This is a genomic window from Pseudoduganella sp. R-32, assembly GCF_049913245.1.
Taxonomy (GTDB): Bacteria; Pseudomonadota; Gammaproteobacteria; order Burkholderiales; family Burkholderiaceae_D; genus Rugamonas.
Genome location: NZ_CP183987.1, coordinates 711,709 through 736,967, shown reverse-complemented (window position 1 = coordinate 736,967; position 25,259 = coordinate 711,709). Strand labels below are relative to the sequence as shown.

Sequence of the window (25,259 nt, the reverse complement as noted above, 5' to 3'; positions counted from 1 at the left end):
AACCTAGTTTATCAAACAATGTTGCTATAAGCCTATCGAATTCTCACCAGTGGGAGGCCGGCTTACCAGACCGGGCCAAGGAAGAGGTAGAGGGTTTCTTCGCCGCTGCGGGTGGCGCCGGCGCCAAGGAACAAGGGGCCGAAGCGGGTTTCCACCGACAGGAATGCACTTCCCGCCTGTTTCAGCGCGCGGCCGGTCGCGCTGGTCCCGCGGTCAAAGCCACCGCCGGTCTCGAGCGAGAAGCCGGCACGCATGGTGCCGCCGAACGCACTCGGCAACGCTGCGATGCGGCGCGCCAGCACCAGGCGGCCCAGCAAAATGGTTGGTTCCTGGATCGAATCGGTCGGCGTGCCAGACAGGCGCAGGAAGCCACCCAGGGTTACCGGCGAAGCGCCGGCTTGCGCCTTGGCCCACTCCGCCGATACATGGCCGGCCCAGTCGCTCCACTCGAAAGCCTGCAGCGCCGTCGCGCCCCAGTTGACGCCGCCCGTGCCCACGCTCTTGCCGCTGCCCGGCGTTTGCTCGCGGCCGATGGTGATCAGGGTGCCGCGTGTCGGGAAGGCCAGGGAGTCGAGCGTATCGACGCGGAAGCGGGCGAAAGTCTTGCTGTTGTACACGCGGTTCACGGGAACCGCAGGGTCTTGCGGGATCAGCGGACGCACCGAGTTGGCCTGGCGCGTGACGCCGACCGACAGTTCGCCCCAGTTGCCGAACTGCCGCCCCAGCGCAAATGACGCGGCGCGCGTGCTGTAGGCCACACGCGCCATGCGCCGCTCCTTCTGGAAGATATCGCCGGCAATCCTGCCAACTTGCGCCGACGGCATCACGAACCATTGCGAACCCGCGCCCAAGGGCTGCCACCACTGGATGCCGAGGCCGCGTTCATTGCCCAGGCGCCCCTCGGTGCGCAACTCGCCGCCCCAGCTATTGAGCGCGGAGAGCACGTGCATCACCTTGATGGCGAAATTGTTCGAGTCGCGGAAGTCGCTGGCCAGCTCGAGGCCGACGCGCATGCGGCTGCGCGCCCATTCGGCTTCCGTGGCGCGGATGGTGACAGTGCGTTCGCCATCCATGTCGTCGATATCGGTTTCCACGCGCGCCATGTCGCCGCGGCCGTACAACGCAACGGCGGCCTGGCGCACCTGCTCGCGCGTGGTCGGCTGGCCGATCACCAGGCCGGACTGCTTTTCCAGCACTTCGGGATTCACTTCGCGCGCGCCCTGGACCTGTACCTTGGCCAGCTTGACGGGACGATCCGAGTCGGCCGGCGTCGCCAGGCGCAAGCTTTCCATGCTGACGTACTCGCGTTCCGGCAGCGCCAGCGCAGCCAGGCGCGGCTCCAGCTCGCGCGCGGCGGCTTCGCCGGCGGCCATGGCTTTCTCCCAGGTGGAGAAGTCGAGGAAGGTGATGCCATCCAGCTTGGGGGCGATCAGGATATCGTCCTTGCGCAACTCGCTGAGCGAGCGCTGCACGTTCTGTTCGGTCAGGATCTGCAGCATCTGGTTGGCGACGCCCAGCGCGCTGCCCAATTCCTTTTCCGGCGCCAGCGTGGTGCCAACGTTGACCGCGATGACGATGTCGGCGCCCATGGCACGCGCCATGTCGACCGGCAGGTTGCGAACCAGGCCGCCATCGACCACCAGGTGGTCCTTGATGCGCACCGGCGCGAACACGCCCGGCACGGCCAGCGAGGCGCGGATGGTCTGGAACAACGGCGTGTTGTCGAGCACGACCAGTTCGCCGGTCAGCAGGTCGGAGGCGACCGAGCGGAACGGCAGCGGCAACTGGCTGACCGGCAGGTCGCGCGTGCCGCGCGGCAGCAGGCGTTGCAGGGCCATTTCCAGCGCGGCATTGCTGGCGGCGCCGGGCGGGCCCAGCACGCCGTGGCGCGTGATGCCGAATTCGATGCGCGACGGGATCTGGATGTCTTCGTCGCGGCGGCGGAAATGCAGCTCGTCGCGTGCGGGGCGGTCGGCTACCACGCTGTCCCAGTCGGTGGTGGCAGCCATGGTTTCCAGGTCTTTCAGGGAGGCGCCGGCGGCCCAGGCGCCGCCGATCACGCTGCCCATCGAGGTGCCGACCACGATGTCGACCGGGATGCGCATTTGTTGCAGGGCGCGCAGGACGCCGACGTGGGCGAAGCCGCGGGCGCCGCCGCCGCTTAATACTAGGGCAACGCGAGGGCGGCGTGAAACCGGCACCCCTGTGTCAGACCCACTGGGTCCGACACCTGCCAGCGACTGCCGCGTGTCAGGGGTCTGCCCCATGGGCCTGACCCCGCTTTCCGGGTTTTCGGCTGCGCAGGCAAGGCCCGTGCATAAAGCTAGGACAAATATTAAGCGCTTCATCGCGCTTGCGGCGCTCCACCGGTCGGTTGCGCCGACATGGTTGGCGGCTGCGCCGGCGCCATCTGCACTGGCGGCGGCGCCATTGGCGTGGCCGGCTGCGGCAGGGGGACTGGCGGAGGCTCCTGCGGCCCGCCCATGCCAACCGGCCCGACGATGCCACCGGTCGAACTCACACCCTGGTCGCTCATCAGGTCAAGGCGCTTCTGCACGCCGCCTTCCATCAGGATCACATGGCGCGGCTGCACTTCCTTCACGCTGACACCGGGCGACACCTCGGAACCGACCGGGAAAGCCTTGGCCGGCTGCCCGTCAGCCGAAATGATCGCCACGCTTCCGTGGCCACGCGAATCGGCCACCACACCGCGCAACTGGTAGTTGCTCACCACAGCCACCGCGGTGTTCCCGCCAAACAGCCCGCGCGCCGCGTCCATGTTCGCTTCCGGCATCTGGGCCACCGGCACCGCCGCAATCGGGCGCTGCTTGGGCTTGAACAGCTGCATGCCCCAATAGGCCAGCGAGGCAGACAGCACCGCGACGGCGGCCACACTGCAGATCAAAGGCAAACGTTTCAATTCAATTCTCCAGGTTCAGCGCACGAGCTGGTTGATTTCGATGATCGGCATCAGCACGGCCAGCACGATCAGCAGCACCACCACGCCCATCGCCAGGATCAGCATCGGTTCCAGCAGGCCGGCGATGGTCAGCGTGCGGCGCTCCAGGTCCGATTCCTGTGCGCTGGCGGCGCGGTCCAGCATGGCGGGCAGTTCGCCGGTGATTTCGCCGGCACGGATCATGTGGATCAGCATCGGCGGGAAGTGTTTTTGCGCCGACAGCGAACGCGCCAGGCTGGCGCCCTCGCGCACCGAATCGCTGGCCTGCTCGACCAGCTGGCGCATGGCCACGTTGGATAGTGTGTCGCGGCTGGTTTCCAGTGCGCGCAGGATAGGCACGCCCGAGCCGGTGGTGATCGCCAGCGTGCTGGCGAAGCGCGAGGTGTTCAGGCTGCGTTCGAACTTGCCGTACAGCGGCGCCGTCAGGAGCCAGGTGTGCCAGCGCAGCTTGATGTCGGGGTTCTGCAGCATGCGCCGCACCACGAAACCGCCAGCGATCAGGATGCCCAGCACGGCAAAGCCATAGCTGCGCACGAAGTCCGAAATCGCCAGCATGATCACGGTCAGCAACGGCAGCTTCTGCTTGGTATTGGCAAACACCGACACGATCTGCGGCACCACATAGGTGAGCAGGAAGATCACGATCAGGAAGGCCACCACGGTCACGATGGCCGGGTAGGTAAAGGCCAGCTTGACCTTCTGCACCAGCGCGTTGCGGCGTTCGATGTAATCGGCAAGGCGCGACAGCACGCGCGACAACTGGCCGATCTGCTCGCCCGAGGCCACCAGCGCGCGGTAAATTTCCTGGAAGTCGCGCGGATGGCGCGACAGCACGTCCGACAGCGAAGAGCCGCCCATGACTTCCGAGCGGATCGAGGCCACCAGGTCGCGCACATACGGGCGCTCGGCCTGCTCCAGCAACGCGGTGAAGGCTTGCTCCAGCGGCAGGCCCGCTTCCAGCAGGCTGGCCAGCTGGCGCGTGAACAGCGCCAGTTCGGTGGTGCTGAGCTTTTCGCCGAAGCCGCGGCGCGACGCGGCGCCGCTGGCGTCCACTTGCGCCGCAATGGCGTCGACCTTGATCGGCACCAGGCCCTGCGAACGCAGGTCGGCGCGCGCGGATCGGGCGCTGTCGGCGTTGACCACGCCCTTCTTGCTGGCGCCTGCCGCATCGACGGCTTCATAACGGAAGGCCGGCATCGCTTAGTCCTTCGTCACGCGCAGCAATTCAGCCGGCGTGGTGACGCCCTGCTGCAGCCAGCGCTCGCCGTCTTCACGCATGGTGATCATGCCGCCTTGCTGCTGCGCGGTGGCGCGGATCTCCGCTTCCGAGGTGCGGTCGTGGATCTGGGCGCGGATATGTTCGTCCGTCTGCAGCAGCTCGTAGATGCCAACGCGGCCCTGGTAGCCGGTATTGCCGCAATGTTCGCAGCCCACGGCTTTCCATTGCGTGCCGTCGAATGTCTTGCAGCTCGGGCACAGCTTGCGCACCAGGCGCTGCGCCAGCACGCCAAGCAGGGAGGACGACAGCAGGAAGGGCTCGATGCCCATGTCCAGCAAACGGGTCACGGCGGCAGCGGCGTCGTTGGTGTGCAGGGTCGCCAGCACCAGGTGGCCGGTGAGCGATGCCTGCACCGCGATCTGCGCGGTTTCCAGGTCGCGGATCTCGCCGATCATGATCACGTCCGGGTCCTGGCGCAGGATGGCGCGCAGGGCCTTGGCAAAAGTCATGTCGATGCGCGCGTTGACCTGGGTCTGGCCCACGCCGTGCAGGTCGTATTCGACCGGGTCTTCCACCGTCATGATGTTGGTGGAGGTGTTGTTCAGCATGGACAGCGCGGCGTACAGCGTGGTGGTCTTGCCGGAGCCGGTCGGGCCGGTGACCAGCACGATACCGTGCGGCTGGTTGATCAGGCTGTTGAACTGCCCCATCATCTTTTCGCTCATGCCGAGGTGGGACAGGTCGAGGCGGCCCGCTTCCTTGTCCAGCAGGCGCAGCACGGCGCGTTCGCCGTGGCCGGTCGGCAGCGTGGAGACGCGCACGTCCACCGGCTTGCCGCCCACGCGCAAGGTGATGCGGCCGTCCTGCGGCAAGCGCTTTTCGGCGATGTCCAGCTGCGCCATGATCTTGATGCGCGAGATCAGCGAGCCGTGGATCGCCTTGCGCGGACGCACGATGTCGCGCAGCGCGCCATCGACGCGGAAGCGCACCACCGAGGTCTGTTCGAATGGCTCGATGTGGATGTCCGAGGCGCCGTCGCGCAGGGCTTGCGTCAGCAGGGCATTGATCATGCGGATCACCGGCGCGTCATCGGACGATTCCAGCAAGTCTTCGATGGCCGGCACGTCCTGCAGTAGCTTGGTCAGGTCCAGGTCGGCGTCGAATTCCTCCGCCACCTGCGAGGCGTCGCCGCTGGCGCTGGCGTAGGCGGTGGCAATCGCCGCCTCCAGGTCGGCGCGCGACAGGTGCTTGAGGTTGATGCGGCCAAAGCGGCGCGATACTTCCGCAATCGCCGACGCAGGCGTGGCGGCCGACATCATCACATCGACCGCGTGCTCGGCTTCGGCGCTGGGCTGGGCCAGCACCAGGAAGTCGCGCGCAAAGGCATAGGGCAGGAGGTTGGTCATTGCTCGCTTTTACTGTTGCTGTTGCTTCTGTTCAGGCACGGTGTGCGGCGCCGGCGGAATCGGGCGCACCATCTGGCCGCCTCCATTCGGCTCGCCGTTCACCAGTTGCGGCAGGGTTGGACGACCCAGGTCTTGCACCACCATGCTCGGTTCTGGCTTCGACGCTTCTTGCGAGGCGCGGATAAAGTCATAGCGGTCGGCCGTCAGGCTCGTTTGCTGCTCGCGGTTGCGCACCACTACAGGGCGCAGGAACACCATCAGGTTGGTTTTCTTGCGTTGGCGCTTCTGGTATTTGAACAGGTTGCCGATCAAAGGAATGTCGCCCAGGCCCGGAACTTTCTCCACGCCTTCACTGGTGTCGTCCTGGATCAAGCCGCCGAGGACCAGCACCTGACCGTCGTCAGCCAGGATATTGGTCTCGATCACGCGGTTTTTCAGGATCAGGCCGCTGCTCGAAGGCACGCTATTGTCGATGCTCGAACTTTCGTTGTAGATCGCCAGCTTGATGGTGCCGCCTTCGGAAATCTGCGGGCGCACTTTCAGGGTAATGCCGATGTCCTTGCGATCCACGGTCTGGAACGGGTTATTGTTAGTGCCCGAAGTGGTGGTGAACGAACCGGTCACGATCGGCACGTTCTGGCCTACCTTAATGGTCGCCACTTCATTATCAAGCGTGATCATGTTCGGCGTTGACAGGATATTGCTGTCGCCGTCCGAGCCAAGGGCATGGGCAATCGCGCCCAGTCCCAACTTGCCGTTGGCGAGCTGCTTGAACACGCCCAGAGTCAGGCCAGCGCCTGGTGGAGTCAGCTTCGTGATGTCTGTGGTGTTGGCGATGTTATTCAGATTAATGATGTTGTTGCCCGAATCGGTCGCGAACGAGGTGCCGCCGCCGACTCGGTAGGTGCTGCCGGAGTTGCCGCTCAGGCCCGCCCACTGCACGCCGAATTCGGACAGCTTTTCAGCGTTCACTTCAACGATCATCGACTCGATGTAGACCTGTGCACGGCGCACGTCGAGCTGGTCGATCACGGCGCGCAAGTTGCGGTACACGGCTTCCGGCGCGGTGATGATCAGGGTGTTGGTGGTGGCGTCGGCCTGGATATAGCCTGCCGAACCGCCGGCGCCGGACGACTGCGAGCCGCTGCGGCTGCCGCTTTGCAGCGCAGGATTGCTCGGGCCGTTCTGGCCGCTGCCCGATTGCGAGGAAGAACCGAGGCCCGACTGGCCCATCTGGCTGTTGCCGCTGCCGGCGCCGCCCAGCGAAGACAGGCTGCCGCTATTGCTGCCGGACTGGCTGCTGCCGCCGTCGCCCGACACCACGGAGCGCAGGGTTTCCGCCAGCTTGGTCGCTTCGGCGTTTTTCAGGTAGACCACATGCACATTGCCGGCTTGCGCGGTCGGCTGGTCCAGTTTCGAGATCAGGGACTTGGCCAGGTTGGCGCGTGCGGCCGAAGGCGCGCGCACCACCAGCGAGTTGGTGCGTGGGTCCGGCACCAGGGTGACGCGGCCGGAGTCGCCGCCGGCGCCCGGTTCCATCAGCTTGTTGATCATGGCGGCCAGGTCGCTGGCGATGGCGTAGCGCACCGGCACCACGTCCAGGTCGGCCGACGACGGCGCATCGAGCGAGGCCACGATCTTGGCCAGGCGCTTCAGGTTGTCCGAGTAGTCGGTGATCACCAGGGTGTTGTTGCCCGGGTTGGCGTTGATGGTGTTGTTGGGCGTGATCAGGGGGCGCAGCACGGTCACCAGGTTGGCCGAGTTCTCGTGGTTCAGGTGGAATACCTGGGTCACGATCTGGTCGCCCTGCGGGCTTTTCTGGCCGCCGATCACGGTCGGCGAAGCCTGCAGCTTGGCTTCCGCTTCCGGCACCACCTTGGCGTAGCCGTCGCCGCTGACGATGGCATAGCCTTGCAGGCGCAGCGCGGAGGCCAGCAGCTGGAAGGCTTGCGACTTGGTGATGGATTTTTCCGAGACCAGGGTCAGCGTGCCTTTGACGCGCGGGTCGATCAGGAAGGTGATGTTGGTGTAGTGGCCGACGGCCTTGATCACCGATTCGATGTCGGCGCCGACAAAATTCAGCGCGGCTTCGTCATTGGGCTGAGCCCAGGCCGGCACCGGAGCGGCGGCGGGCGCCAGCGCACAGCACAGCAGCGCGGCAGCGCTCAGGCGGCGCAGCGCCGGGAAGGGGGTTGGGCTTGCAGTGTGTGTTTTCATTATCGGAACTCTAGTGCAATGACGTTTTTAACGCTGTTTGGCTTACGCTGGCCCAGCATGCTTAACAAGCCGCCAAGCTGGTCTTCGAATCCTGTTGCTGCTTCCGCCTGGCCGGAAAACTCCAGCCGGCCTTGCGCAAACTTTCCCGCACCGCTTAACAGCAGCGGGCCGCGCTGCGAATTCAACGCCAGCGCGGCTTGCTGGCCCTTCCAGTCGAAGGCCAGCTGGTAGCTGCCCAGGGGCTTCACCGGCGTCAGGCGCGACGACATGTCCTGCATTTCCAGCGTGGTGCGCCCGTTCAGCGACACCGCCTGCCCTTCGCGCGCCAGGTGCAGCGAAGTCCAGGACAATTTCATGCGGCCGCTTGGTGCCAGCGTATTCAATGGCGCGCCCAGCCCCGCCAGGCCGTCGGCCGGCAGCATCAGGGCCGCCGGGCTCACGTCCCAGCTGTTCCAGCCGCCGCGCAGCGTGACCGGCTGCGTCAGGGCGTCCGGATTTTGCAGTTCCATGTCGACGCTGCCGAACAGCACCAGCGGCGACAGCCGCCAGCTGAAGCGTCCCGGCAGCAGCGGCGTGACCGCGCCATCCTTGCTGGCGGCGCCGCCGATGAAGGCCGAGCCGCGCCACAGCGTACCCTGCGCATCGCCCAGGGTCAAACGGCCGCCGCTCTGGCTTTCCACCATTTGCCCCATCCAGCTCGCGGGCAGGAACACCAGCACCGTCAGGCCTGCGCTGAGCACGATGGCCAGCAACCACAAGACTGCGCGCTTCATTGCGGGGAAGACTCCTGGCGCAGGGTCAGGTTGGCGTCCACCTGGCCAGCCGGTCCTTGCTGCGTCATGCTGCCTTCCTGCACCACCACGCGCTGTTCGCGCCGCATCGCATCGAGCCAGGTCACCAGGCCGGCAAACGGCACGCCCTTGAATTCCACTTTAATGTAATCGCCCGTAACTGCCAGGTTTTGCGTGGCCAGGCCGGCCGCTTGCAGCCGCGCCGCCACACCGTCCTTGCTCAGGGGCTGCGGCTGCACCGGCGGCTGGGCCGCCAACTGGGTGGCCTCGCCGGCCAGCGCCTGCAGCTCCGCCACCTGCTGGTTCATTTGCGGCAGCTCCTTCTGCAGCTTGGCGCGGCCGCTCAGCGCCGGATCGATCAGCACGCCCCACACCAGGCCAAGGGCGAGCACGATGCCGCCGACGGCCAGCATGCGCTGTTCCTGCTCGGTGCGTGCGGCCCACCAGGCGTCGGCAGCGGCGCGGTAGCCGTTCATGGCGTCGTTCAGTTTTGCCATTATTTGCCCCCCGCCTTCACCAGCCACACGCCAGGACCGCTTTCAGTGGCGCTCATCTTGCGCTGGGCCAACGCGGCCTGTACCTGCGCCAGCGCGTTGGCGTCGACGCTGTTCGGCTTGAACTTGACCGTCATGCTGCGTTCCTTGTACTCGATGCCTGCCACCGCCTCGCGATTGGGCAGCACGGCCAGCGCTTCGCCCAGCACCGCGCTCATATTGGTGAATTCATCAGGCGTGCCGCCGCCGCTGCTGGCGCGCGCCACGGCGATATTGCGGCGCATTTGCGCCGCCGGGTCGCCGGTGACCGGCTGGTTCGGATAAGCCGCGCGGAACACCTGCACCATGTTCTGCCTGACGGCGTCTGCTTCGCGCTTGAGGCGCATCCATTCCCAGTTCATGCCGACGATATTGACCAGCACAGCCGCGACGGCGATGCGGTACGGCCATTTCCAGCGCGCCCAGGCGCGGGCGGTGGCGCCGCTGACGGCGCCCAGGCCGGCAGCCAGGTCGAACGGCACCGCTTTCGCCGCGGCGATGCGGTGCGCCCAGTTGTCTTCTTCAACCGTGATGCCCGGCACATTGGCTGCCGCAGCGGCATATTCCGCGCGCTGGGCCGGCGCCACGTACAGCGTGACCGGGGCTTCGCCGGCCAGGGCGCGCAGGGTGTGCAGCGCAGGTTCGGGGGCATTGGGCAGGGTCAGGCCCAGGCCTTCGTTGGGCGCGGTGCGCAGGGTCAGCTCCAGGCCCGCATCGTCCACGCCGAGGGCCGCCGACACGCTGCCCGGCGCCAGCGGCAGGCTCAGTTGCACCGGCAGCGCCGCCACGCCATGCGCGCCTTGCGCCACCAGTGCCTTGACCAGCACTTCCAGCCAGGCACGGTTGGCCACGGCCACCACGCGCTCGTCGCTGTCGCCGCTGGCGGGGGCCAGGGCCAGCACGCAGTCGGCTGGGTCGCCCAGGACCTGTTCTTCCACCAGGTTGGGCAGGGCGGCCTTCAGCCGGGCGCCCGACAGCGGCGGCATCTTGACCTTCAGCAGCGAGACATCGGCGGCAGCCAGCAGCAGCACCACGCGGCGCGCCGAGGACACCAGCTCGCCGAGGTTGCCCAGCGCGCCGGCGCCCTGCTGCATCACGTTGCCGCCGTCGCCCACCAGCGCGAACTGGCAGCTGGCCGGCACGCCGTTGTCGGCGGCTGCGGCGCGGGCCGGATACCGAATGTAGAGTGTTGTCAAAGCTGGCCTTCCCTGTTCCTTAAATTTCCCGTATCCACACCACCTGGGTGCCGTTCTGGTCGCGATGGATCAACGACCACGACACCAGCTCCGCCCGATCCAGCTTCACCCGGCTCATCACCAGGAAGTAGTCGCTGCGGCAGTCCATGTCGCTGTCCTGCAGCAGCGGCGCCTTGCCGGCGTTCTGCTTGAAGTTGCTGACGTTGAGGAAGGGAGCGCGCTTGCGCGCCACCACCAGGTTCTGCCCCTCCGACACCGAACCGTTGATCAGAGCCGCCAGCACTTCCGCCGGCGCCGTGTTGACGTTGATCGGCGTCGCCGCCGGCAGGACGACGACAAAATCGCGCAGCCTGTCGATGGCTTTCTGGTCAAATCCCGACACCGACAGCAAATCCTCGGCCCGCAGCATCTTCATCGGCTGCCCGCTGCCCGGCGCTACAGCCTCGACGTCCGGCGTCGGCGTGCCGCCGGGTGGCTGCTGCAGCAGGCCGGCGCCCTCGCTGCGCGCCACCTGGGTCGCCACCACCTTGGCCAGCGCAGGGTCAAGCTGCAGGACTTGCAGCAGCCGCGCAAATACCGCCACCTGTTTCTTGTTAATGCCGCCGGCGCCAGTCGTGCTGGCCAGATTCGCAAGATTGTAGCGCGATTGTGCGTCGTAATTCTGTCCGGAAATGGTCGCGTCGAAAGTTTCGCCCTCGATCTTTTCTCGCTTGACGAAGTCGTCGAGCCGGGTTTCCGCCAGCGGCGTGGCCCACAGGCCGTCGGCGCGCGTCATGGTACGGCTATCGAGCATGTCCTGGCGCAGGATAAGCCTCGCCAGATCAAGGCCGGAACGCACGATCCAGCGCGTCTGGGAATGCAGGCGCTGGTTCTCGATCGAGCGCACCTGCACCTGCTGCTGCCAGAACAGGCTGGCCACGATCGTCACGGCCAGGGTGGTTAACAGTAGCGCCGTAACAACAGCTACGCCGCGCTGGCGGGACTGGAAGCGTCGTTTCATACGGACCCCAGCTGGAAAACCTTGACCAGGGGCGCCGGCTGGCCCTGGATCTGCAGCGAGATTTCAAGCCCCGTCGGGCCTTCGGCCTTTGGCCCGGCCCTCGGGTTGATGTCCTTGCACTTGTTCGGGTCGGGATCGGCGCATTTCACGCCATCGGCAGGCGAAGCCGTGGAATTGTTCGGCTGGCGCCAGCCGCCGCCCTCCCATACCCGGAATTCCATGCTGGCGACGCCGCTTTGCAGGCCGACCGGCGACTGCGGCCCCGATTGTTCCAGCGCGGCCTTCCACAGGGCGTCCAGCTCGATCAGGTCGCGCGCGCCGCGCGACTCGGTGCGCGACAGCAAGCCCTCGCGGATGGTGTAGCTGACCACCTGCAGCTGCGAAGCGGCATTCTCCACCATCACGGTGCGCACGAAGACCAGGCGGTTGCTCTCGGCCAGCAGATTCTGGCGCTCGCGCAGCAGGGGCTTGTCGGCAATCTGTTCCAGGTCGCTTTGCATCTGGGCGAAGGTGAGTTGGGTGCCGCGTGTCTGCTCCATGTTCTGCGTGAGCTGTTCGCGCGAGCGCACAATGCCATCGAGCCCGCGCCATCCCAGCACGGCGACAATGGCCAGCACGGTGATCGCCACCAGCAGTTCGATCAGGGTAAAGCCGCGCGCGTTCTTCATTCCTGCAGCACCAGTTGGTTCAACGACGTGATGCGCCGTTCCGGCGCGCTGGCTTCATAGACGCTCACTTCGATGCGGCGCATACGCGGATTCGGCAGCGTGAACACCACTTCTTCACAAATGAAATTGAAATCGGCTTGCGGACACTCGAAGGTGGTTTTCCCTGGCGCCGGCCATACCTTGGCCAGGCGCACCTGCACCATGCGGTTTTCCGCCGACCAGATGGCCATCATGTTGGTGCGCAGTCCTTCGCTGTTCTGGGTCAGGCTGCCCATGGCGCGCAAGGCGGCGCCCAGCGCGGTGCAGACGATCAGCAGCGCCACCAGCACTTCCAGCAGGGTAAAGCCTTTTTGCCGCATTCTTCAGTCCACCGTGAAATGGCCGACGCCGTCGGCACGGATGATGGCGCGCAAATCGCCGCTGGCCATGGTCAGCGTGAATGGGCGGTCTACCGGTTCGCGGCCAAAGACGATGCGCATGGTGCCGGGCACATTGGTCGGCGGGTCCAGCAGCAGCGTGATCGGGGTGAACTGGAATGGGCGTTCGCGCAGCAGGTCGTCCTGCGGCAGCGTTTCCCAGGTCTTGTCGTTACGCACCAGGAAGCGGTAACTGTCCTGCCCCGCTTCGAAGGCGATCGGCCGGTTGCGCACGATGGCTTCGTCGCGCGCCAGCTGCATCAGGAGCGCGATGCGCTGCGCTTCCTTTTGCATGGCTTGCGCCTGGGACGGCGCGACATTCATCACGGTCAGGCCGAGCGTGATGCCGATGATGACCAGCACCACCAGCAGCTCGATCAGCGTGAACCCCGCCGAGTTCGCTGCCGAACGCTTAGATTTCCCAGGAACCGATATCTGCATCGTCGCCGCTGCCGCCTGGCTGGCCGTCGGCGCCATAGGAGAACACATCGATTTCACCTTTTACGCCCGGGGACAGGAACTGGTACGGATTGCCCCAAGGGTCCTTCGGCATTTTTTCCAGGTACGGCGCTTTCCAGCCATTGGCGGCAGGGCCGGCGGTCGGCTTGGCCATCAGGGCCTGCAGGCCCTGCTCGGTAGTCGGGTAGCGCTGGTTATCCAGCTTGTACATCTTCAGCGCCTGCATGATGGTGGAGATTTCGACCTTGGCGGCGGCAGTCTTGGACTGGCCCACGCGGTCCAGCACCTTAGGCAGCACCAGTGCCGCCAGCACGCCCATGATCACAACGACAACCATGATTTCGATCAGCGTGAAGCCGCCGGAGCGGCGTTTGCTTGGTTTTTGCATAAGATTCATTAGAAATTAAACTGGCAGTATAAGTGATTCAATCGTGCTTGCGGCCAATTGCGCCAGCGCGGCGCAACAGGCCGTCGTTCGAACCCGCTATATTGGCAGGTACAGCTTCCAACGGCTGCAACCCCGGCAAATCTCGGACGAAAGGCTTGATGCCGAGCGCCTCGTCCACTTCCTTAGGATAGATCACCTGGCCGCGCGTGATGACGGCGGATACCTTGCGCAAGTCTTCGATATTCCTGGTCGGGTCGCCGTCGACCAGCACCAGGTCGGCCAGCTTGCCGGTTTCGATGCTGCCGCGGTCGGCGCTGGTGCGGGTGTAGCGGGCGCCGTTGCGGGTCGCGATCTGGATCGCTTCGGCCGGGGTCAGGCCGGCTTTCACCAATAGGGCCAGTTCCGAATGCAGGGTGAAGCCTGCCAGGTCGTCGGTGCCAGCCACGATCGGCACGCCGGCCTTGTGCAGGGTGCCGACGAATTGCACCATCTTGGCGAAAGACTTCTCGTAGCGCGCCTGGGTGGCGGCATCAGGGATCTTCATGGTGCCGACGTGGAAGCCGCGCGCCACGTCGGGCGGCATATTGCCTTCCACTGCCGCCCATGGCTCGTTGACGTCGCCATCCTTCTGCTTCAGGAAAGCGAAGGTCGCCAGGGTCGGGTCGATCACGATCTGCTTTTTCTTCAGGGTCGCGACAAAGTCCTTCACTTCCTTCGAATTGAAGTCCAGGCCGGCCACTTTTTCAGCCGGCAGGTAGAAGCGTTCCAGGCTGCGCGTTTCCACGCCCGGCTTGAACAGGAAGTTCAGCATGACCTGGTTGATGTGCTGCAGCTCGTCGTAGCCGGCGTCCAGCGCCTGCTGGGCGCGCAGGCCGGCCGGCACGTGGCCGGAGACGCGCATGCCGCGCGAGTGGGCGTAAGCCACGGTGTCCTTCAGGATCTCTTTCGGGAAGGAGTTGTAGATCTTGAGCTGCGGATAGCCATGCTCGGCGTACCAGTCGATGGCGCGCTTGGACTGCTCCAGCGTTTTCACCACGAAGCCGCCATTGGACGAATACGGGCTTTCACCTTCCAGGAAGCCGGCCGGCACGATCTGCGGCGCCAGCAGCTTGCCGTCGGAAGTCTCGTCGATCATCATCTGCAGCTGGGCGTTGTCGTTGCCCATGTCGCGCAGCGTGGTTACGCCGGCGGCCACGTGCAGCGCGCCTTCCCAGCGGCCGATGTGGCCGTGCATGTCGAACAGGCCTGGCAGCATGATGCGGCCGGCGGCATCGATCTCATTGACGGCGCCGCGCACCGGCGAGCCGGCCGGCATGATGGCGGCGATGCGTCCGCGCAGCACGTACACGTCGGACGGCGCGCCGACGGTGGCCTTGTTGCTGTCGAAGATGCGGGCGTTCTTCACCACGGTCAGGCCTTGCAGCGGGTGCTGCAGCTTGGCCGCCAGGTCTTTCAGCATGTTTGCTTCGGCGCTTTTCTGGCGCTCGGCCAGGACCTTGCCGTTGTCCTGCCAGCCTTCGATGGCGAACACATAGGTGCCAGGCTCGATGACGGCGAACAGGGAAGGATTGGCGCCCTTGGTGATCCACAGGAATTTGGGGCTCAGGCCAAGGCCGGTCTGTGCCACCAGCTGCACCTGCTGCGACTGGCCCTTGGGACCGGCAACCTGCACTTCATCGAGCACGACCTGCTTCAGGGTGCCCGATGGCAGCAGCGGGATGGTGCCATCCGGCGTCCTGGCCAGCGCGGCGATTGCACGCGAATCGACTTCGAAGCTGCCGTTCAGCGCTACATAGACGGCCGGGCCGCGCACATCCTTCGCGCCCTGTTCGGTGGTGGACTTCCACTGCGCCTTGTCGCCGTTTCGTTCGAAGACCTCGTCCACCACGGCGCCAAAGGTCGAATTGCCCTTGACGTGGTATTGCGACATGGTGCCGTCCGGCGCCAGGCGGAATTCCTCCGTCAGTTCGGGGCCGCGGCCGTTGTCCTTGTAAATGTAGCGAACCTTGGTCAGGCCGTCGTCGTGGTTTTCCACCACCTGCTCGCCCATCTGCTTGCCGTTGTTCTCGGAAATGATGACGTAGCGCGTGGTTTGCGTGACGGCTGCCTGTGCGCTGAACGCGCTTGCAATCGCCAGCGCCAGGACGGCGGAAACTCGCTTCATTGATGGATCTCCTGTTTATTGATGTTGTGTCCCGCACACAGGACAGGCCTCGTTGCGGGTGATGCTAATGCTGTTCCACTCCATGCGCAATCCATCCAGCAGCAACAGGCGGCCTGAGAGCGACTCGCCAATGCCCATCACCAGCTTGAGCGCTTCGGCAGCCTGCATGGCGCCGACCACGCCCACCAGCGGCGCGAACACGCCCATGGTGGAGCAGGCCACGTCCTCGAACGGCTGGTCTTGCGGGAACAGGCAGGAGTAGCAAGGCCCCGCCACCCGCGTATCGAACACGCTGACCTGGCCATCGAAGCGGATCACGGCGCCCGACACCAGCGGCACGCGATGCGCCACGCAGGCGCGGTTGACGGCATGGCGGGTCTTGAAATTGTCGGTGCAATCGAGCACCACGTCGTGCTGCGCCACCAGCGCCGCCAGGCGCGCGTCGTCGACGCGTTCGACCAGGGCGTTCACCTGGCATTCGGGGTTGATGGCATTCAGCGTGGCGCGCGCCGATTCGGCCTTGGGCTGGCCGACACGCTCGGTGGTGTGGGCGATCTGGCGCTGCAGGTTGGTCAGGTCGACGCTGTCATGGTCGACGATGGTCAGCTGGCCGATGCCGGCCGAGGCCAGGTAGAGCGAAGCCGGCGAGCCGAGGCCGCCCGCGCCGATCACCAGCGCCCTGCCCTGCAACATCGCCTGCTGCCCCTCGATGCCGATTTCATCGAGGAGGATATGGCGCGAATAACGCAGCAGCTGCTGGTCGTTCATTTACTTGGCAGCCAGCTCAGGCCTGGATGTCTTGACCGGCAAGCCCTTGAAGTGGCGCAGCGCCTGTTCCAGCTGGAAGTCGTCCTTGCCGCCGAACTCGAAAGGCTTCTGCTTTTTCGCAGCGGCCAGCAGGCGCTGTTCTTCTTCCAGTTCGTCGCGGCGGATCCGGCCTTCCTTGTCTTCTTCGCCGTCGCCGTTGGCCAAGTGCTTCTGCAGGTCGGCTTCGCGCAGGCGCAGGCTGTTGATGGCGTCGCCTTCCGCCGTTTCATCGACCAGCACGTCCGGCACGATGCCCTTGGCCTGGATGCCGCGGCCGTTCGGCGTGAAGTAGCGCGCCGTAGTCAGCTTGACGGCCGAATCGGCGGTGATCTGGCGCAGCGTCTGCACCGAGCCTTTGCCGAAGGTCTGGCTGCCCATCACGATGGCGCGCTTGTAATCCTGCAGGGCGCCGGCGACGATTTCGGAAGCGGAGGCGGAGCCGCCGTTGACCAGCACCACCATCGGCACCGTCTTCAGCGCGGCTGGCAGCTTGGCCAGCGGATCGCCGCCGCTGCGGGTGGCATAATTCTCGGAAGTGGCGTGGAAAGCCTGCTTGGAATCGGCCAACTGGCCGTCGGTGGACACCACCAGCGCATCCTTCGGCAGGAAGGCGGCCGACACGCCGACCGCGCCCTGCACCACGCCGCCCGGGTCGTTGCGCAGGTCCAGCACCAGGCCCTTGATGTTCGGATTCCTGGCATACAGGGCGCCGAGTTTCTTCGCCATGTCTTCCACCGTCGGCTCCTGGAATTGCGAGATGCGCAGCCAGGCATAGTCCGGCTCCACCATCTTCACCTTGACGCTCTGCACGCGGATCTCCTCGCGTACGATGGGGATCAGCAGCGGCTTGTCTTCATCCTTGCGCGCCACCGTCAGCACCACCTTGGTGCGCGGTTCGCCGCGCATCTTCTTGATGGCGTCGTCCAGCGGCAGGCCTTTCAGCGGTTCGTTATCGAGGCGCGTAATCAGGTCGCCCGCCTTGATGCCGGCGCGCCAGGCCGGCGAATCCTCGATCGGCGCCACCACCTTGATGCAGCCGTCCTCCACCCCGACTTCGATGCCGATGCCGACAAACTTGCCGTGGATGGATTCGCGCATTTCCTTGAATGCGGCCTTATCGAGATAGGTGGAATGCGGATCGAGCGAGGAAACCATGCCGGCGATGGCGTCCTGCAGCAGCTTCTTGTCGTCGACCTGTTCGACGTAGTCGGATTTGATCAGGCTGAAAACTTCGGACAGGGTGCGCAGTTCTTCCAGCGGCAAGGGCGTGGAAGCCTTTTGCGCAAGGGCGGAAAACTGCATCGAGACGGCGATGCCAGCCACCATACCAAGGCCGACCAGGCCCAGACTCTTCGTTTTGTTGCCCATTGATTGCTTTCCGCCGCTAGAACTTGACCCACCCGGCCGGATCTATCGGCTTGCCCTGGTGGCGCATTTCAAAGTATAAACCCGATTCTTCGTAACCGCCGGTATTTCCAACGGTGGCGATCACCTCGCCTGCTTTCACCACGTCGCCGGCGCGTTTCAGCACAGACTCGTTGTAGCCGTAGCCGCTCCAGTATTGACCGCCGTGGTCGATGATAATGAAATTGCCGTAGCCGCGCAGCGAGGTTGCGTACACCACGCGGCCCGCCGCCACGGCGCGCACTTCGGCGCCGGCGGCGGCCTTCACCACCATGCCTTTCCAGGCCACGCCGTCGGCGTTCTTGCTGCCGAAGCGCTTGTCCACCTTGCCGGCGACCGGCGCCGGCAGCTCGCCCTTCAACCTGGCGAACACGCCGTCCGGCACCACTGGCGCCAGTGCCACCTCGGATGGACGCGGCGACTTCTCGTCGCGCTGCTCGGAAGGCTCCGGCTTGGCGGCGACCTTCGGTTCGTCCTCGACCGGCGGCGGTTTCGGCACCGGCTTGCCGGCCTTTTTCGCTTCCTGCGCCAGGCGTTCGCGCTCGGCCTGCGCCTTGGCGCGGGCCAGCGCACGCGCTTCCGCTTCCGCCTTGGCCTTGGCGGCCCGTTCGGCGGCCAGCTTTTCCTGGCGTGCCTTTTCAGCGGCGGCGATGCGCGCCTGTTCTTCGATCAGCTTGTTCAGTTTATCGACCAGGGCATCCAGGCGCTGGGCGTCCTGTTCCATGCGGCCAGCTTCCTTGCGCTGGGCGACCAGCTTCTTGGACAGGCTGGCCAGGGCAGCGGCGCGACGGCCCTTCTCCTGTTCCAATTTCGCTTTCTGCTGCTTTTCTTCCTCGGCGATTTCGTCCAGTTCCTGCTTGGCGTTTTGCGCCTCGGCCTGGTTTTCTTCGACCTTTTTCAGGTTGGCGCGCAGCGAATCGAGCAGGCGTGCCTGCGACTGCGACACATAAGCCATCAGTTGCAGTTCGCGGTTGATGCGGTTGGGATTGTCGCCCGAGAGCAGCAGCTTGATGCGGTCTTCATTGCCGGCCACGTACTGCTCGCGCAGCAGCTTGGCCAGTTGCTGCTTCTGCGCCGCCACCGTGGCGGACAGGCGCAGCTGCTCGGCGGCCAGTTCGGCCACCTTGCTATTGATCTGGGATTGCTCCGCCGCCAAGTCGCGCAGGGTGCGATTGGCGTCGGAAATGGCTTCCTCCGACTCGGCCAGCGTGTCGGCCGCGTCTTCCTTGGCGCTTTCGGTCTTGCCGATTTCCGCCTTCAGGTTGGCCAGCTTGCGCGCCAGCGCCGCCCGCTCCGTCTCGGCGGCAGCCTTTTGCTTGCTGCGTTCGGTCGGCTTGGGCGCCTTGGCGGCGTCGGCGCCATGCACGGCGCCCAGCGCCAGCAGCAAGGCCAGCGCAACGCCACGCAAATTCCAGACGCGACCCGGGCGAGTCGGATGCAACGCCACGGGGATTACTTGGCCTTGCCCTGGTTGGCCACGGCAGCCTGGGCGGCAGCGATGGCAGCGGGGTCGCCCAGGTAGTAGTGCTTGATCGGCTTCAGGTCGGCATCCAGTTCGTACACCAGGGGCTGGCCGTTCGGGATGTTGAGGCCGACGATGGCCTCGTCGCTGATGCCATCGAGCATCTTGATCAGGGCGCGCAGGCTGTTGCCGTGGGCCGAAATCAGGATCTGCTTGCCGGCCTTGATGGCTGGGGCGATTTCATCGTCCCAGGCCGGCATCACGCGCGCCACAGTATCTTTCAGGCACTCGGTCAGCGGGATGGCATCCTTTGGCAAACCGGCATAGCGCGGGTCGTTGAAGGAAGTGCGGTCGTCGCCGGCTTCCAGCGCTGGCGGCGGGATGTCGTAGCTGCGGCGCCATACCAGCACCTGCGCGTCGCCGAACTTGGCGGCGGTTTCGCCCTTGTCCAGGCCTTGCAGGGCGCCGTAATGACGCTCGTTCAGGCGCCAGTCATGCTTGATCGGCACGTACATTTCATCCATCTCGTCCAGGGTCAGCCACAGGGTGCGGATGGCGCGCTTGAGTACGGAGGTATAGCACAGGTCGAAGGAGAAGCCGGCATCTTTGAGGATTTTGCCGGCAGATTTGGCTTCGTTGACGCCTTTTTCGGTCAGGTCCACATCGGTCCAGCCGGTGAAGCGATTTTCCAGGTTCCAGGTGGACTCGCCGTGACGCATGAATACGATTTTGTACATATAGCTATAACAATAGAGTTGGAAATGGGTGAAAATCGCCGCCGAAGCCACGAACAAGCATCTATTTTATAATGCTCGGATTAAGTTCAACCATTGGATTACCGTGAAATTCATCATCGACAATATTTTTCTGATCGCCATCGTCCTCTTGTCCGGCGGCGCCCTGCTGTTCCCGGTCCTGACCCAGCGCGGTAAAAAAGCCTCGCCGGCCGAAGTCACCCTGCTGATCAACCGCGGCAAAGCCGGCATTCTCGATGTGCGCGCCAAGGACAAGGCCGAAAGCCGTATCATCGATTCCAAACACATCCCGCTGGCCGAACTGGGCAACCGCATGGACGAACTGAAGAAGTTCAAGGACAAGACCCTGGTGGTGGTATGCGATAAAGGGATCAGCGCCTTCAGCGCCGCCCGCATGCTGGAAAAATCCGGTTTCTCCGACGTTGTCGTGATGGAAGGCGGGATTGATGCCTGGAAGTCGCAAAACCTGCCGCTGACAAAGTAAAGGAGTTGCCATGACTGCCAACGTTACCATGTACAGCACCCTGGTGTGCCCGTATTGCGTGCGCGCCGAACGTTTGCTGGAAAGCAAGGGTGTCACCGCCATCAACAAGATCCGCGTCGACCTCGACCCGGCCCAGCGCCAGCTGATGATGGAAAAGACGGGCCGCCGCACGGTGCCGCAGATCTATATCGGCGATACCCACGTTGGCGGTTTTGACGATTTGTACGCTTTGGACCAGGCTGGCGGCCTCGACCCCTTGTTAAAAGGTTAAACGGCCCCAAATACAACGGACAAGCGGGCGAAACGTTGGAAAATAAACTAGTTTTGCTACAATTGCCGTCGCGTTTGACTTTGGCTTACCCCCGTGGCCTGGACAAGCATTAACTATATAACTGATACGAAAGCGTTCCATGTCTGAAGAAAACCTGCAACCTGTATTCCAAATCCAACGCGTCTACCTGAAAGACATGTCGCTGGAACAGCCTAATTCCCCAGCTATCTTCCTGGAACAGGAAGCCCCTTCGATCGAAGTGGCGCTGGACGTTGGCGCTGAGCCGCTGTCTGACGGCATCTTCGAGTCCACCGTGACCGTGACCGTGACTGCCAAGATCAAGGACAAAGTCGCTTTCCTGGTTGAAGGCAAACAGGCCGGTATCTTCGAAGCCCGCAACATTCCAGCTGAACAGCTGGACCCACTGCTGGGCATCGGCTGCCCGAACATCGTGTACCCGTACCTGCGTTCGAACATCGCCGACATGATCACCCGCGCCGGCTTCCCTCCGATCCACCTGGCGGAAATCAACTTTGAAGTGTTCTACCAGCAGCGCCTGGCAGCCATCGCCCAGCAGCAAGCTGCTGAAGCTGGCGCCACCCCGGTCGAAGGCTCTGCCACCGTACAGTAATACTTCTGCGCTATCATGGGGAACCACGGTTCCCCCGCATGCAAAGGCCCCAGTGGGCCTTTGCGCATTTTTAAGGTATTAATTGATGAATTTACGCCGAATTGTCGCCATCGCCGCATCGCTGCTGGCTTGCGCCAGCGCCCAGGCTATCGACTACCGGTCGGTCGGCGCCAATCCTGCCGTGCTGTACGGCGCCCCCTCGACCCGGGCGGCCAAGCAGTACATCGTCCCCTCCGGCGCCCCGCTGGAAGTCGTGCTGACCTATGGCGAGTGGGTCAAGGTGCGCGATATGGCCGGCGACCTGGCCTGGACCGAAGCCAAGGGCTTGAGCATCAAGCAGCGCAACGTGATCGTCCGCGCAGCCAACACCAGGGTACGCGGCGCGGCCGACGATACCTCGCCTGTGGTGTTCATCGCCGACAAGGGCGTGCTGCTGGAACTGGCTGAACCGGCCGCCAACGGCTGGACCAAGGTGAAGCACCGCGACGGCCTGGTCGGCTATGTGCGCAGCAACGATATTTGGGGTAATTGAGCAAGATGCTGCAAGAAGGCAAACGCAAGATCAGCGTGCTGGGCGCCGGCGCCTGGGGCACCGCCGTCGCCATCGCTGTTGCCGCGCGCCACGAAGTGGTGCTGTGGGGCCGCGATGCCGCCGCGATGGCCGAGATGGCCGCCGCCCGCGACAATAGCCATTACCTGAAAGGCTTCCCCTTCCCGCCTGCGCTGCAGGTGAGCTCGGATTTCGATGCCGCCGTGGCCCATGCGGGCCAGGATGGCTTGCTGATTGCCGCCTGCCCGGTTGCCGGCCTGCGCCCCTTGCTGCAAGCACTGAAAGGCAGGCAGATTCCGAACATCGTCTGGCTGTGCAAAGGCTTTGAATACGACACCGGCATGCTGCCGCACCAGATCGTGCGTGAAGTACTGGGCGATAGCGTGCCGGCTGGCGCACTGTCCGGCCCTTCGTTCGCGCAGGAAGTGGCCAAGGGCCTGCCTTGCGCCCTGACCATTGCCTCCAGCGATGCCGCCCTGTGCGAGCTGGTGGTAGGCGCCGTGCACGGCGGCACCATGCGCGTCTACTCGAGCGACGACATTGTCGGCGTGGAAGTGGGCGGCGCCGTGAAGAACGTCCTGGCCATCGCGACCGGCGTGGCCGACGGCATGGGCCTGGGCCTGAACGCCCGCGCCGCGCTGATCACGCGCGGCCTGGCCGAGATTACCCGCCTCGGCACCGCCCTGGGTGGGCAAGTCGAAACCTTCATGGGCTTGACCGGCATGGGCGACCTGATCCTGACCTGCACCGGCGACCTGTCACGCAACCGCCGCGTCGGCCTGGGGCTGGCGCAGGGCAAGTCACTGGAAACCGTGGTCAAGGAGCTGGGCCATGTGGCCGAAGGCGTGCCCTGCGCGAAAGCGGTGCGCGAACTGGCGCGCCGCCTCGGCGTGGAGATGCCGATTACAAACGCCGTCGCCAGCGTGCTGTTCGACGGCTTGCAACCGGCCGACCTGGTGCAAGGCTTGCTGGCGCGCGACCCGCGCTCGGAAAACCAGGTGCCGCCAGTTAAGTAGCATCGTCGCGCTCGCCATCCTATAATCGGCGCATCCCTTCAGTGGAGGCGACGATGATCAGTTCCGCGAACCTGGCCGAAACGCTCGAGATCGACACGACGATGGCGGACAAGTGGCAGCAAGTCCTGGACTTGCTGGCCCGCCTGCTGCACGTGCCGGCCGCCCTGATCATGCGTGTGCAGCCGCCCAGCATCCAGGTATTCCTGTCCAGCCATTCGCCCGGCAATCCCTACGAAGAACATGAACTGGCGCCGCTGAATACCGGCCTGTATTGCGAGACCGTGATGGCGCGGCGAGGCGAACTCCTGGTGCCGGATGCCTTGCAGGACGACGCCTGGTGCGCCAATCCCGACATCAAGCTCGGCATGGTTTCCTACCTCGGCCTGCCCCTGGTCTGGCCTAACGACCACGTGTTCGGCACCATCTGCGTGCTGGACCGGAAGAGGAATCCCTACGACGATACCCAGCGCGCACTGCTGGAGCAATTCCGCGGCCTGGTCGAACGCGACCTGCGCCAAGTCTATGAACGGCGCGAACAGGCGCTGCGCGATGCCGCGCTGCTGGAACAGATGGTGGCCACTGCCAAGCTGGCCACCATCGGCCGCTTGGTCGGCGGCATCGCACATGAGCTGAACACGCCGCTCGGCAATATCGTGCTGGGCTCGTCCTCGCTGGCCGCGCGGCTGGACGATATTTTGCAGCAGGCCGAAGCCCGCTCCCTGTCGCAATCGAATTTGCGGCGCATGCTCGACGAAGGGCGGCAAGCCTGCGACACGATCGAACGCAATAGCACGCGTGCCGGCAACCTGCTGGCCAGCATCAAGCAGATCGCAGTGGACCAGGAGGGGCAGCCGCGGCGCCGCTTCGACCTCGACGAAATGGTGGCCCACGTCGCCAGCGCCACCGCGCCCTTGCTGCGACGCGAAGCGATCAGCCTGACGGTGGATATTCCTGCCGGCCTGGAAATGGACAGCTACCCAGGCCATATCGAACAGGTCCTGGTTGCCTTGCTGGACAATTCGGCGCGCCATGCCTTTGCCGGCCGCGAGGGACGCTGCGTGCACATTGCCGCTACGCGCCAGGGCAGCGACGTGGAGCTGGTGTATACGGATAATGGCTGCGGCATCGCCGCCGATGCGTTGCCGCGCGTGTTCGAACCGTTCTACACGACGCGGGTCGGCGAGGGGGCGCGCGGGCTGGGCCTGACGATCGTGCTGAACGCCGTGCAAGCGATCCTGAAGGGCAGCGTACGCCTCGACAGCACGCCGGGCGACGGCGTCCGGTTCACCTTCCGCCTGCCGCTCAATCCTGCAGCACAATAGTCAACAGCAGCAGCGCATCGGTGTTGGCGCGCAGGGCGTGCGGCGCGCCACCTTGCAGGTAGAGCATTTCCCCGCCGCGCAGGATGGCGGTGCGGCCATGCGCATCGAACGCCACCTCGCCTTCCAGGCATTGCAGCGTGATCTGGCCCTTGACCGCATGCTCCGGTACCGCACGGCCGGCCGGCACGGTCATGCGGATCAATTCCAGCTGCTCCGTCTTGGCCAGTGCGATGGAAGAAAACTGCGACAAGCTTTCACCGGCCTCGCGGCCAATCCGGACCACTTGCCCGGATGATGCATGCGGTAGCGCCATATACCCTCCCTGGATTGTCCCAATGATAGCAGTTGGCGCCGCCGCACTTATTTCTGTTCGTCGCCAATGAAGCGGTAGATGCCTGCGCCGACGCCGGCGCCGATGATCGGCGCCACCCAGAACAGCCACAGTTGCGCCACCGCCCAGCCGCCGACATACAGCGCGACGCCGGTGCTGCGCGCCGGGTTGACCGAGGTGTTGGTGACCGGGATCGAGATCAGGTGGATCAGGGTCAGGCACAGGCCGATGGCGATCGGCGCAAAGCCAGCCGGTGCGCGCTTGTCGGTTGCCCCCAGGATGACCACCAGGAAGAAGGCCGTCATCACTACTTCCGTGACCAGGGCCGCCATCAGGCTGTAGCCGCCCGGCGAATGCTCGCCATAGCCGTTGGAGGCGAAGCCGGCGGCCACGTCAAAACCTGCCTTGCCGCTGGCGATCAGGTAGAGCACGCCGCCCGCAGCAATGCCGCCCAGCACCTGCGCCACGATATAGCCCGGCAAATCCTTGGCCGGGAAGCGGCCGCCCAGCCACAGGCCGACCGATACCGCCGGGTTCAAATGACAGCCCGAAATGTGGCCGATGGCAAAGGCCATGGTCAGCACCGTCAGGCCGAAGGCCAGCGACACCCCGTGCAAGCCGATCCCCACCCCGGGAAATGCCGCCGCCAGCACCGCACTGCCGCAACCGCCCAGGACTAGCCAGAACGTACCGAAGAATTCCGCACCCAGTTTTTGCATGTCACGCCTCCGTTGACGATTGGTAATTTTGCAAACAGATTAACTATAAATGGCGGAAATGACAACGGTGCGACATGTTGCACCGCAGAAA

26 protein-coding genes are annotated in these 25,259 nt (G+C 64.7%); 6 read left to right on the top strand and 20 right to left on the bottom strand.

Annotated elements, in window-relative coordinates; all coding sequences use genetic code 11:
- Positions 1-62 precede the first annotated feature (62 nt).
- The 18 genes from ACN9MU_RS03480 to gpmA form a co-directional block, all read right to left on the bottom strand.
- Positions 63-2,267 (bottom strand): patatin-like phospholipase family protein, encoded by a 2,205-nt coding sequence (locus ACN9MU_RS03480; protein ID WP_426344168.1) that lies wholly within the window; start codon positions 2,265-2,267, stop codon positions 63-65.
- A 77-nt stretch (positions 2,268-2,344) separates the two neighbouring features.
- The gene (locus ACN9MU_RS03475; protein ID WP_426344167.1) at positions 2,345-2,920 is read right to left on the bottom strand and encodes a type II secretion system protein N; all 576 of its coding nucleotides are present in this window, start codon (positions 2,918-2,920) and stop codon (positions 2,345-2,347) included.
- Positions 2,921-2,935: 15 nt separating this feature from the next.
- Positions 2,936-4,156 (bottom strand): type II secretion system inner membrane protein GspF, encoded by a 1,221-nt coding sequence (gene gspF / locus ACN9MU_RS03470; RefSeq protein WP_426167529.1) that lies wholly within the window; start codon positions 4,154-4,156, stop codon positions 2,936-2,938.
- Positions 4,157-4,159: 3 nt separating this feature from the next.
- Positions 4,160-5,584: a type II secretion system ATPase GspE gene (gene gspE / locus ACN9MU_RS03465; RefSeq protein ID WP_426167527.1), complete on the bottom strand. Its 1,425-nt coding sequence runs from the start codon at positions 5,582-5,584 to the stop codon at positions 4,160-4,162.
- Positions 5,585-5,593: 9 nt separating this feature from the next.
- Positions 5,594-7,801: a type II secretion system secretin GspD gene (gene gspD, locus ACN9MU_RS03460; protein ID WP_426344166.1), complete on the bottom strand. Its 2,208-nt coding sequence runs from the start codon at positions 7,799-7,801 to the stop codon at positions 5,594-5,596.
- On the bottom strand, positions 7,801-8,574 hold the full coding sequence (locus ACN9MU_RS03455) for a type II secretion system protein N (protein WP_426167523.1): 774 nt from the start codon (positions 8,572-8,574) through the stop codon (positions 7,801-7,803). Before ACN9MU_RS03455 ends, gspD begins: the two co-directional genes overlap by 1 nt.
- The gene (gene gspM, locus ACN9MU_RS03450; RefSeq protein ID WP_426344165.1) at positions 8,571-9,089 is read right to left on the bottom strand and encodes a type II secretion system protein GspM; all 519 of its coding nucleotides are present in this window, start codon (positions 9,087-9,089) and stop codon (positions 8,571-8,573) included. The genes ACN9MU_RS03455 and gspM overlap by 4 nt, the downstream gene beginning before the upstream one ends.
- Positions 9,089-10,321: a type II secretion system protein GspL gene (gene gspL, locus ACN9MU_RS03445; protein ID WP_426344164.1), complete on the bottom strand. Its 1,233-nt coding sequence runs from the start codon at positions 10,319-10,321 to the stop codon at positions 9,089-9,091. Before gspL ends, gspM begins: the two co-directional genes overlap by 1 nt.
- Positions 10,322-10,340: 19 nt before the next feature.
- The gene (gene gspK / locus ACN9MU_RS03440; RefSeq protein ID WP_426167517.1) at positions 10,341-11,321 is read right to left on the bottom strand and encodes a type II secretion system minor pseudopilin GspK; all 981 of its coding nucleotides are present in this window, start codon (positions 11,319-11,321) and stop codon (positions 10,341-10,343) included.
- Positions 11,318-11,989: a PulJ/GspJ family protein gene (locus ACN9MU_RS03435; protein WP_426167515.1), complete on the bottom strand. Its 672-nt coding sequence runs from the start codon at positions 11,987-11,989 to the stop codon at positions 11,318-11,320. Before ACN9MU_RS03435 ends, gspK begins: the two co-directional genes overlap by 4 nt.
- Positions 11,986-12,348, bottom strand: a complete 363-nt coding sequence (gene gspI / locus ACN9MU_RS03430) for a type II secretion system minor pseudopilin GspI (RefSeq protein WP_426167513.1) — start codon at positions 12,346-12,348, stop codon at positions 11,986-11,988. The genes ACN9MU_RS03435 and gspI overlap by 4 nt, the downstream gene beginning before the upstream one ends.
- Positions 12,349-12,351: 3 nt before the next feature.
- Positions 12,352-12,846 (bottom strand): GspH/FimT family pseudopilin, encoded by a 495-nt coding sequence (locus ACN9MU_RS03425; protein WP_426344865.1) that lies wholly within the window; start codon positions 12,844-12,846, stop codon positions 12,352-12,354.
- The gene (gene gspG, locus ACN9MU_RS03420) at positions 12,818-13,252 is read right to left on the bottom strand and encodes a type II secretion system major pseudopilin GspG (protein WP_426167511.1); all 435 of its coding nucleotides are present in this window, start codon (positions 13,250-13,252) and stop codon (positions 12,818-12,820) included. The genes ACN9MU_RS03425 and gspG overlap by 29 nt, the downstream gene beginning before the upstream one ends.
- Positions 13,253-13,289: 37 nt before the next feature.
- Positions 13,290-15,416, bottom strand: a complete 2,127-nt coding sequence (locus ACN9MU_RS03415) for an amidohydrolase family protein (protein WP_426167509.1) — start codon at positions 15,414-15,416, stop codon at positions 13,290-13,292.
- Between the two features lie 15 nt (positions 15,417-15,431).
- The gene (locus tag ACN9MU_RS03410; RefSeq protein WP_426167507.1) at positions 15,432-16,184 is read right to left on the bottom strand and encodes a HesA/MoeB/ThiF family protein; all 753 of its coding nucleotides are present in this window, start codon (positions 16,182-16,184) and stop codon (positions 15,432-15,434) included.
- The gene (locus ACN9MU_RS03405) at positions 16,185-17,591 is read right to left on the bottom strand and encodes a S41 family peptidase (protein ID WP_426344163.1); all 1,407 of its coding nucleotides are present in this window, start codon (positions 17,589-17,591) and stop codon (positions 16,185-16,187) included.
- A 16-nt stretch (positions 17,592-17,607) separates the two neighbouring features.
- The gene (locus tag ACN9MU_RS03400) at positions 17,608-19,035 is read right to left on the bottom strand and encodes a murein hydrolase activator EnvC family protein (RefSeq protein ID WP_426344162.1); all 1,428 of its coding nucleotides are present in this window, start codon (positions 19,033-19,035) and stop codon (positions 17,608-17,610) included.
- A gap of 44 nt (positions 19,036-19,079) precedes the next feature.
- Positions 19,080-19,826 carry a 2,3-diphosphoglycerate-dependent phosphoglycerate mutase gene (gpmA, locus tag ACN9MU_RS03395; RefSeq protein ID WP_426167503.1) on the bottom strand — a complete coding sequence of 249 codons (747 nt, stop codon included), beginning with the start codon at positions 19,824-19,826 and terminating at the stop codon, positions 19,080-19,082.
- 103 nt (positions 19,827-19,929) lie between these two features.
- On the opposite strand from gpmA, the gene ACN9MU_RS03390 reads away from it, so the two are divergent.
- The 6 genes from ACN9MU_RS03390 to ACN9MU_RS03365 all read left to right on the top strand — a co-directional run bounded on the left by ACN9MU_RS03390 (position 19,930) and on the right by ACN9MU_RS03365 (position 24,118).
- Positions 19,930-20,328, top strand: coding sequence for a rhodanese-like domain-containing protein (locus ACN9MU_RS03390; protein WP_426167501.1), 399 nt, complete (start codon positions 19,930-19,932; stop codon positions 20,326-20,328).
- A 10-nt stretch (positions 20,329-20,338) separates the two neighbouring features.
- A complete protein-coding gene (gene grxC, locus ACN9MU_RS03385) occupies positions 20,339-20,599 on the top strand; it encodes a glutaredoxin 3 (RefSeq protein ID WP_057265991.1) in 261 nt (86 codons plus the stop codon).
- 139 nt (positions 20,600-20,738) lie between these two features.
- Entirely contained in the window at positions 20,739-21,230 is a 492-nt protein-coding gene (gene secB / locus ACN9MU_RS03380; protein ID WP_426167498.1) for a protein-export chaperone SecB, read from the top strand.
- 85 nt (positions 21,231-21,315) lie between these two features.
- Complete coding sequence (locus ACN9MU_RS03375) at positions 21,316-21,762, top strand: SH3 domain-containing protein (protein WP_426320511.1); 447 nt, start codon at positions 21,316-21,318, stop codon at positions 21,760-21,762.
- A 5-nt stretch (positions 21,763-21,767) separates the two neighbouring features.
- The gene (locus ACN9MU_RS03370) at positions 21,768-22,796 is read left to right on the top strand and encodes an NAD(P)H-dependent glycerol-3-phosphate dehydrogenase (protein ID WP_426172105.1); all 1,029 of its coding nucleotides are present in this window, start codon (positions 21,768-21,770) and stop codon (positions 22,794-22,796) included.
- Between the two features lie 53 nt (positions 22,797-22,849).
- On the top strand, positions 22,850-24,118 hold the full coding sequence (locus tag ACN9MU_RS03365; protein WP_426344161.1) for a GAF domain-containing sensor histidine kinase: 1,269 nt from the start codon (positions 22,850-22,852) through the stop codon (positions 24,116-24,118).
- Here ACN9MU_RS03365 and ACN9MU_RS03360 read toward each other — a convergent pair.
- Together ACN9MU_RS03360 and aqpZ are read right to left on the bottom strand one after the other, a co-directional pair.
- Positions 24,099-24,431, bottom strand: a complete 333-nt coding sequence (locus ACN9MU_RS03360; protein ID WP_426344160.1) for a cupin domain-containing protein — start codon at positions 24,429-24,431, stop codon at positions 24,099-24,101. The two genes, ACN9MU_RS03365 and ACN9MU_RS03360, sit on opposite strands and share 20 nt — an antisense overlap.
- Positions 24,432-24,478: 47 nt before the next feature.
- Positions 24,479-25,168, bottom strand: coding sequence for an aquaporin Z (gene aqpZ / locus ACN9MU_RS03355; RefSeq protein ID WP_426344159.1), 690 nt, complete (start codon positions 25,166-25,168; stop codon positions 24,479-24,481).
- Between the last annotated feature and the right edge of the window lie 91 nt (positions 25,169-25,259).

Bases quoted from the DNA above. Each gene is read 5' to 3' on its own strand.
- gspE (WP_426167527.1), bottom strand. From the start codon at position 5,584: ATGACCAACCTCCTGCCCTATGCCTTTGCGCGCGACTTCCTGGTGCTG.
- ACN9MU_RS03415 (WP_426167509.1), bottom strand. From the start codon at position 15,416: ATGAAGCGAGTTTCCGCCGTCCTGGCGCTGGCGATTGCAAGCGCGTTC.
- gspF (WP_426167529.1), bottom strand. From the start codon at position 4,156: ATGCCGGCCTTCCGTTATGAAGCCGTCGATGCGGCAGGCGCCAGCAAG.
- ACN9MU_RS03365 (WP_426344161.1), top strand. From the start codon at position 22,850: ATGATCAGTTCCGCGAACCTGGCCGAAACGCTCGAGATCGACACGACG.
- ACN9MU_RS03360 (WP_426344160.1), bottom strand. From the start codon at position 24,431: ATGGCGCTACCGCATGCATCATCCGGGCAAGTGGTCCGGATTGGCCGC.
- gpmA (WP_426167503.1), bottom strand. From the start codon at position 19,826: ATGTACAAAATCGTATTCATGCGTCACGGCGAGTCCACCTGGAACCTG.
- ACN9MU_RS03425 (WP_426344865.1), bottom strand. From the start codon at position 12,846: ATGCAGATATCGGTTCCTGGGAAATCTAAGCGTTCGGCAGCGAACTCG.
- ACN9MU_RS03455 (WP_426167523.1), bottom strand. From the start codon at position 8,574: ATGAAGCGCGCAGTCTTGTGGTTGCTGGCCATCGTGCTCAGCGCAGGC.
- ACN9MU_RS03480 (WP_426344168.1), bottom strand. From the start codon at position 2,267: ATGGGGCAGACCCCTGACACGCGGCAGTCGCTGGCAGGTGTCGGACCC.
- gspI (WP_426167513.1), bottom strand. From the start codon at position 12,348: ATGCGGCAAAAAGGCTTTACCCTGCTGGAAGTGCTGGTGGCGCTGCTG.
- ACN9MU_RS03375 (WP_426320511.1), top strand. From the start codon at position 21,316: ATGAATTTACGCCGAATTGTCGCCATCGCCGCATCGCTGCTGGCTTGC.
- aqpZ (WP_426344159.1), bottom strand. From the start codon at position 25,168: ATGCAAAAACTGGGTGCGGAATTCTTCGGTACGTTCTGGCTAGTCCTG.
- ACN9MU_RS03405 (WP_426344163.1), bottom strand. From the start codon at position 17,591: ATGGGCAACAAAACGAAGAGTCTGGGCCTGGTCGGCCTTGGTATGGTG.
- secB (WP_426167498.1), top strand. From the start codon at position 20,739: ATGTCTGAAGAAAACCTGCAACCTGTATTCCAAATCCAACGCGTCTAC.
- gspD (WP_426344166.1), bottom strand. From the start codon at position 7,801: ATGAAAACACACACTGCAAGCCCAACCCCCTTCCCGGCGCTGCGCCGC.
- gspM (WP_426344165.1), bottom strand. From the start codon at position 9,089: ATGGCAAAACTGAACGACGCCATGAACGGCTACCGCGCCGCTGCCGAC.
- ACN9MU_RS03370 (WP_426172105.1), top strand. From the start codon at position 21,768: ATGCTGCAAGAAGGCAAACGCAAGATCAGCGTGCTGGGCGCCGGCGCC.
- gspG (WP_426167511.1), bottom strand. From the start codon at position 13,252: ATGCAAAAACCAAGCAAACGCCGCTCCGGCGGCTTCACGCTGATCGAA.
- ACN9MU_RS03410 (WP_426167507.1), bottom strand. From the start codon at position 16,184: ATGAACGACCAGCAGCTGCTGCGTTATTCGCGCCATATCCTCCTCGAT.
- gspK (WP_426167517.1), bottom strand. From the start codon at position 11,321: ATGAAACGACGCTTCCAGTCCCGCCAGCGCGGCGTAGCTGTTGTTACG.
- ACN9MU_RS03435 (WP_426167515.1), bottom strand. From the start codon at position 11,989: ATGAAGAACGCGCGCGGCTTTACCCTGATCGAACTGCTGGTGGCGATC.
- grxC (WP_057265991.1), top strand. From the start codon at position 20,339: ATGACTGCCAACGTTACCATGTACAGCACCCTGGTGTGCCCGTATTGC.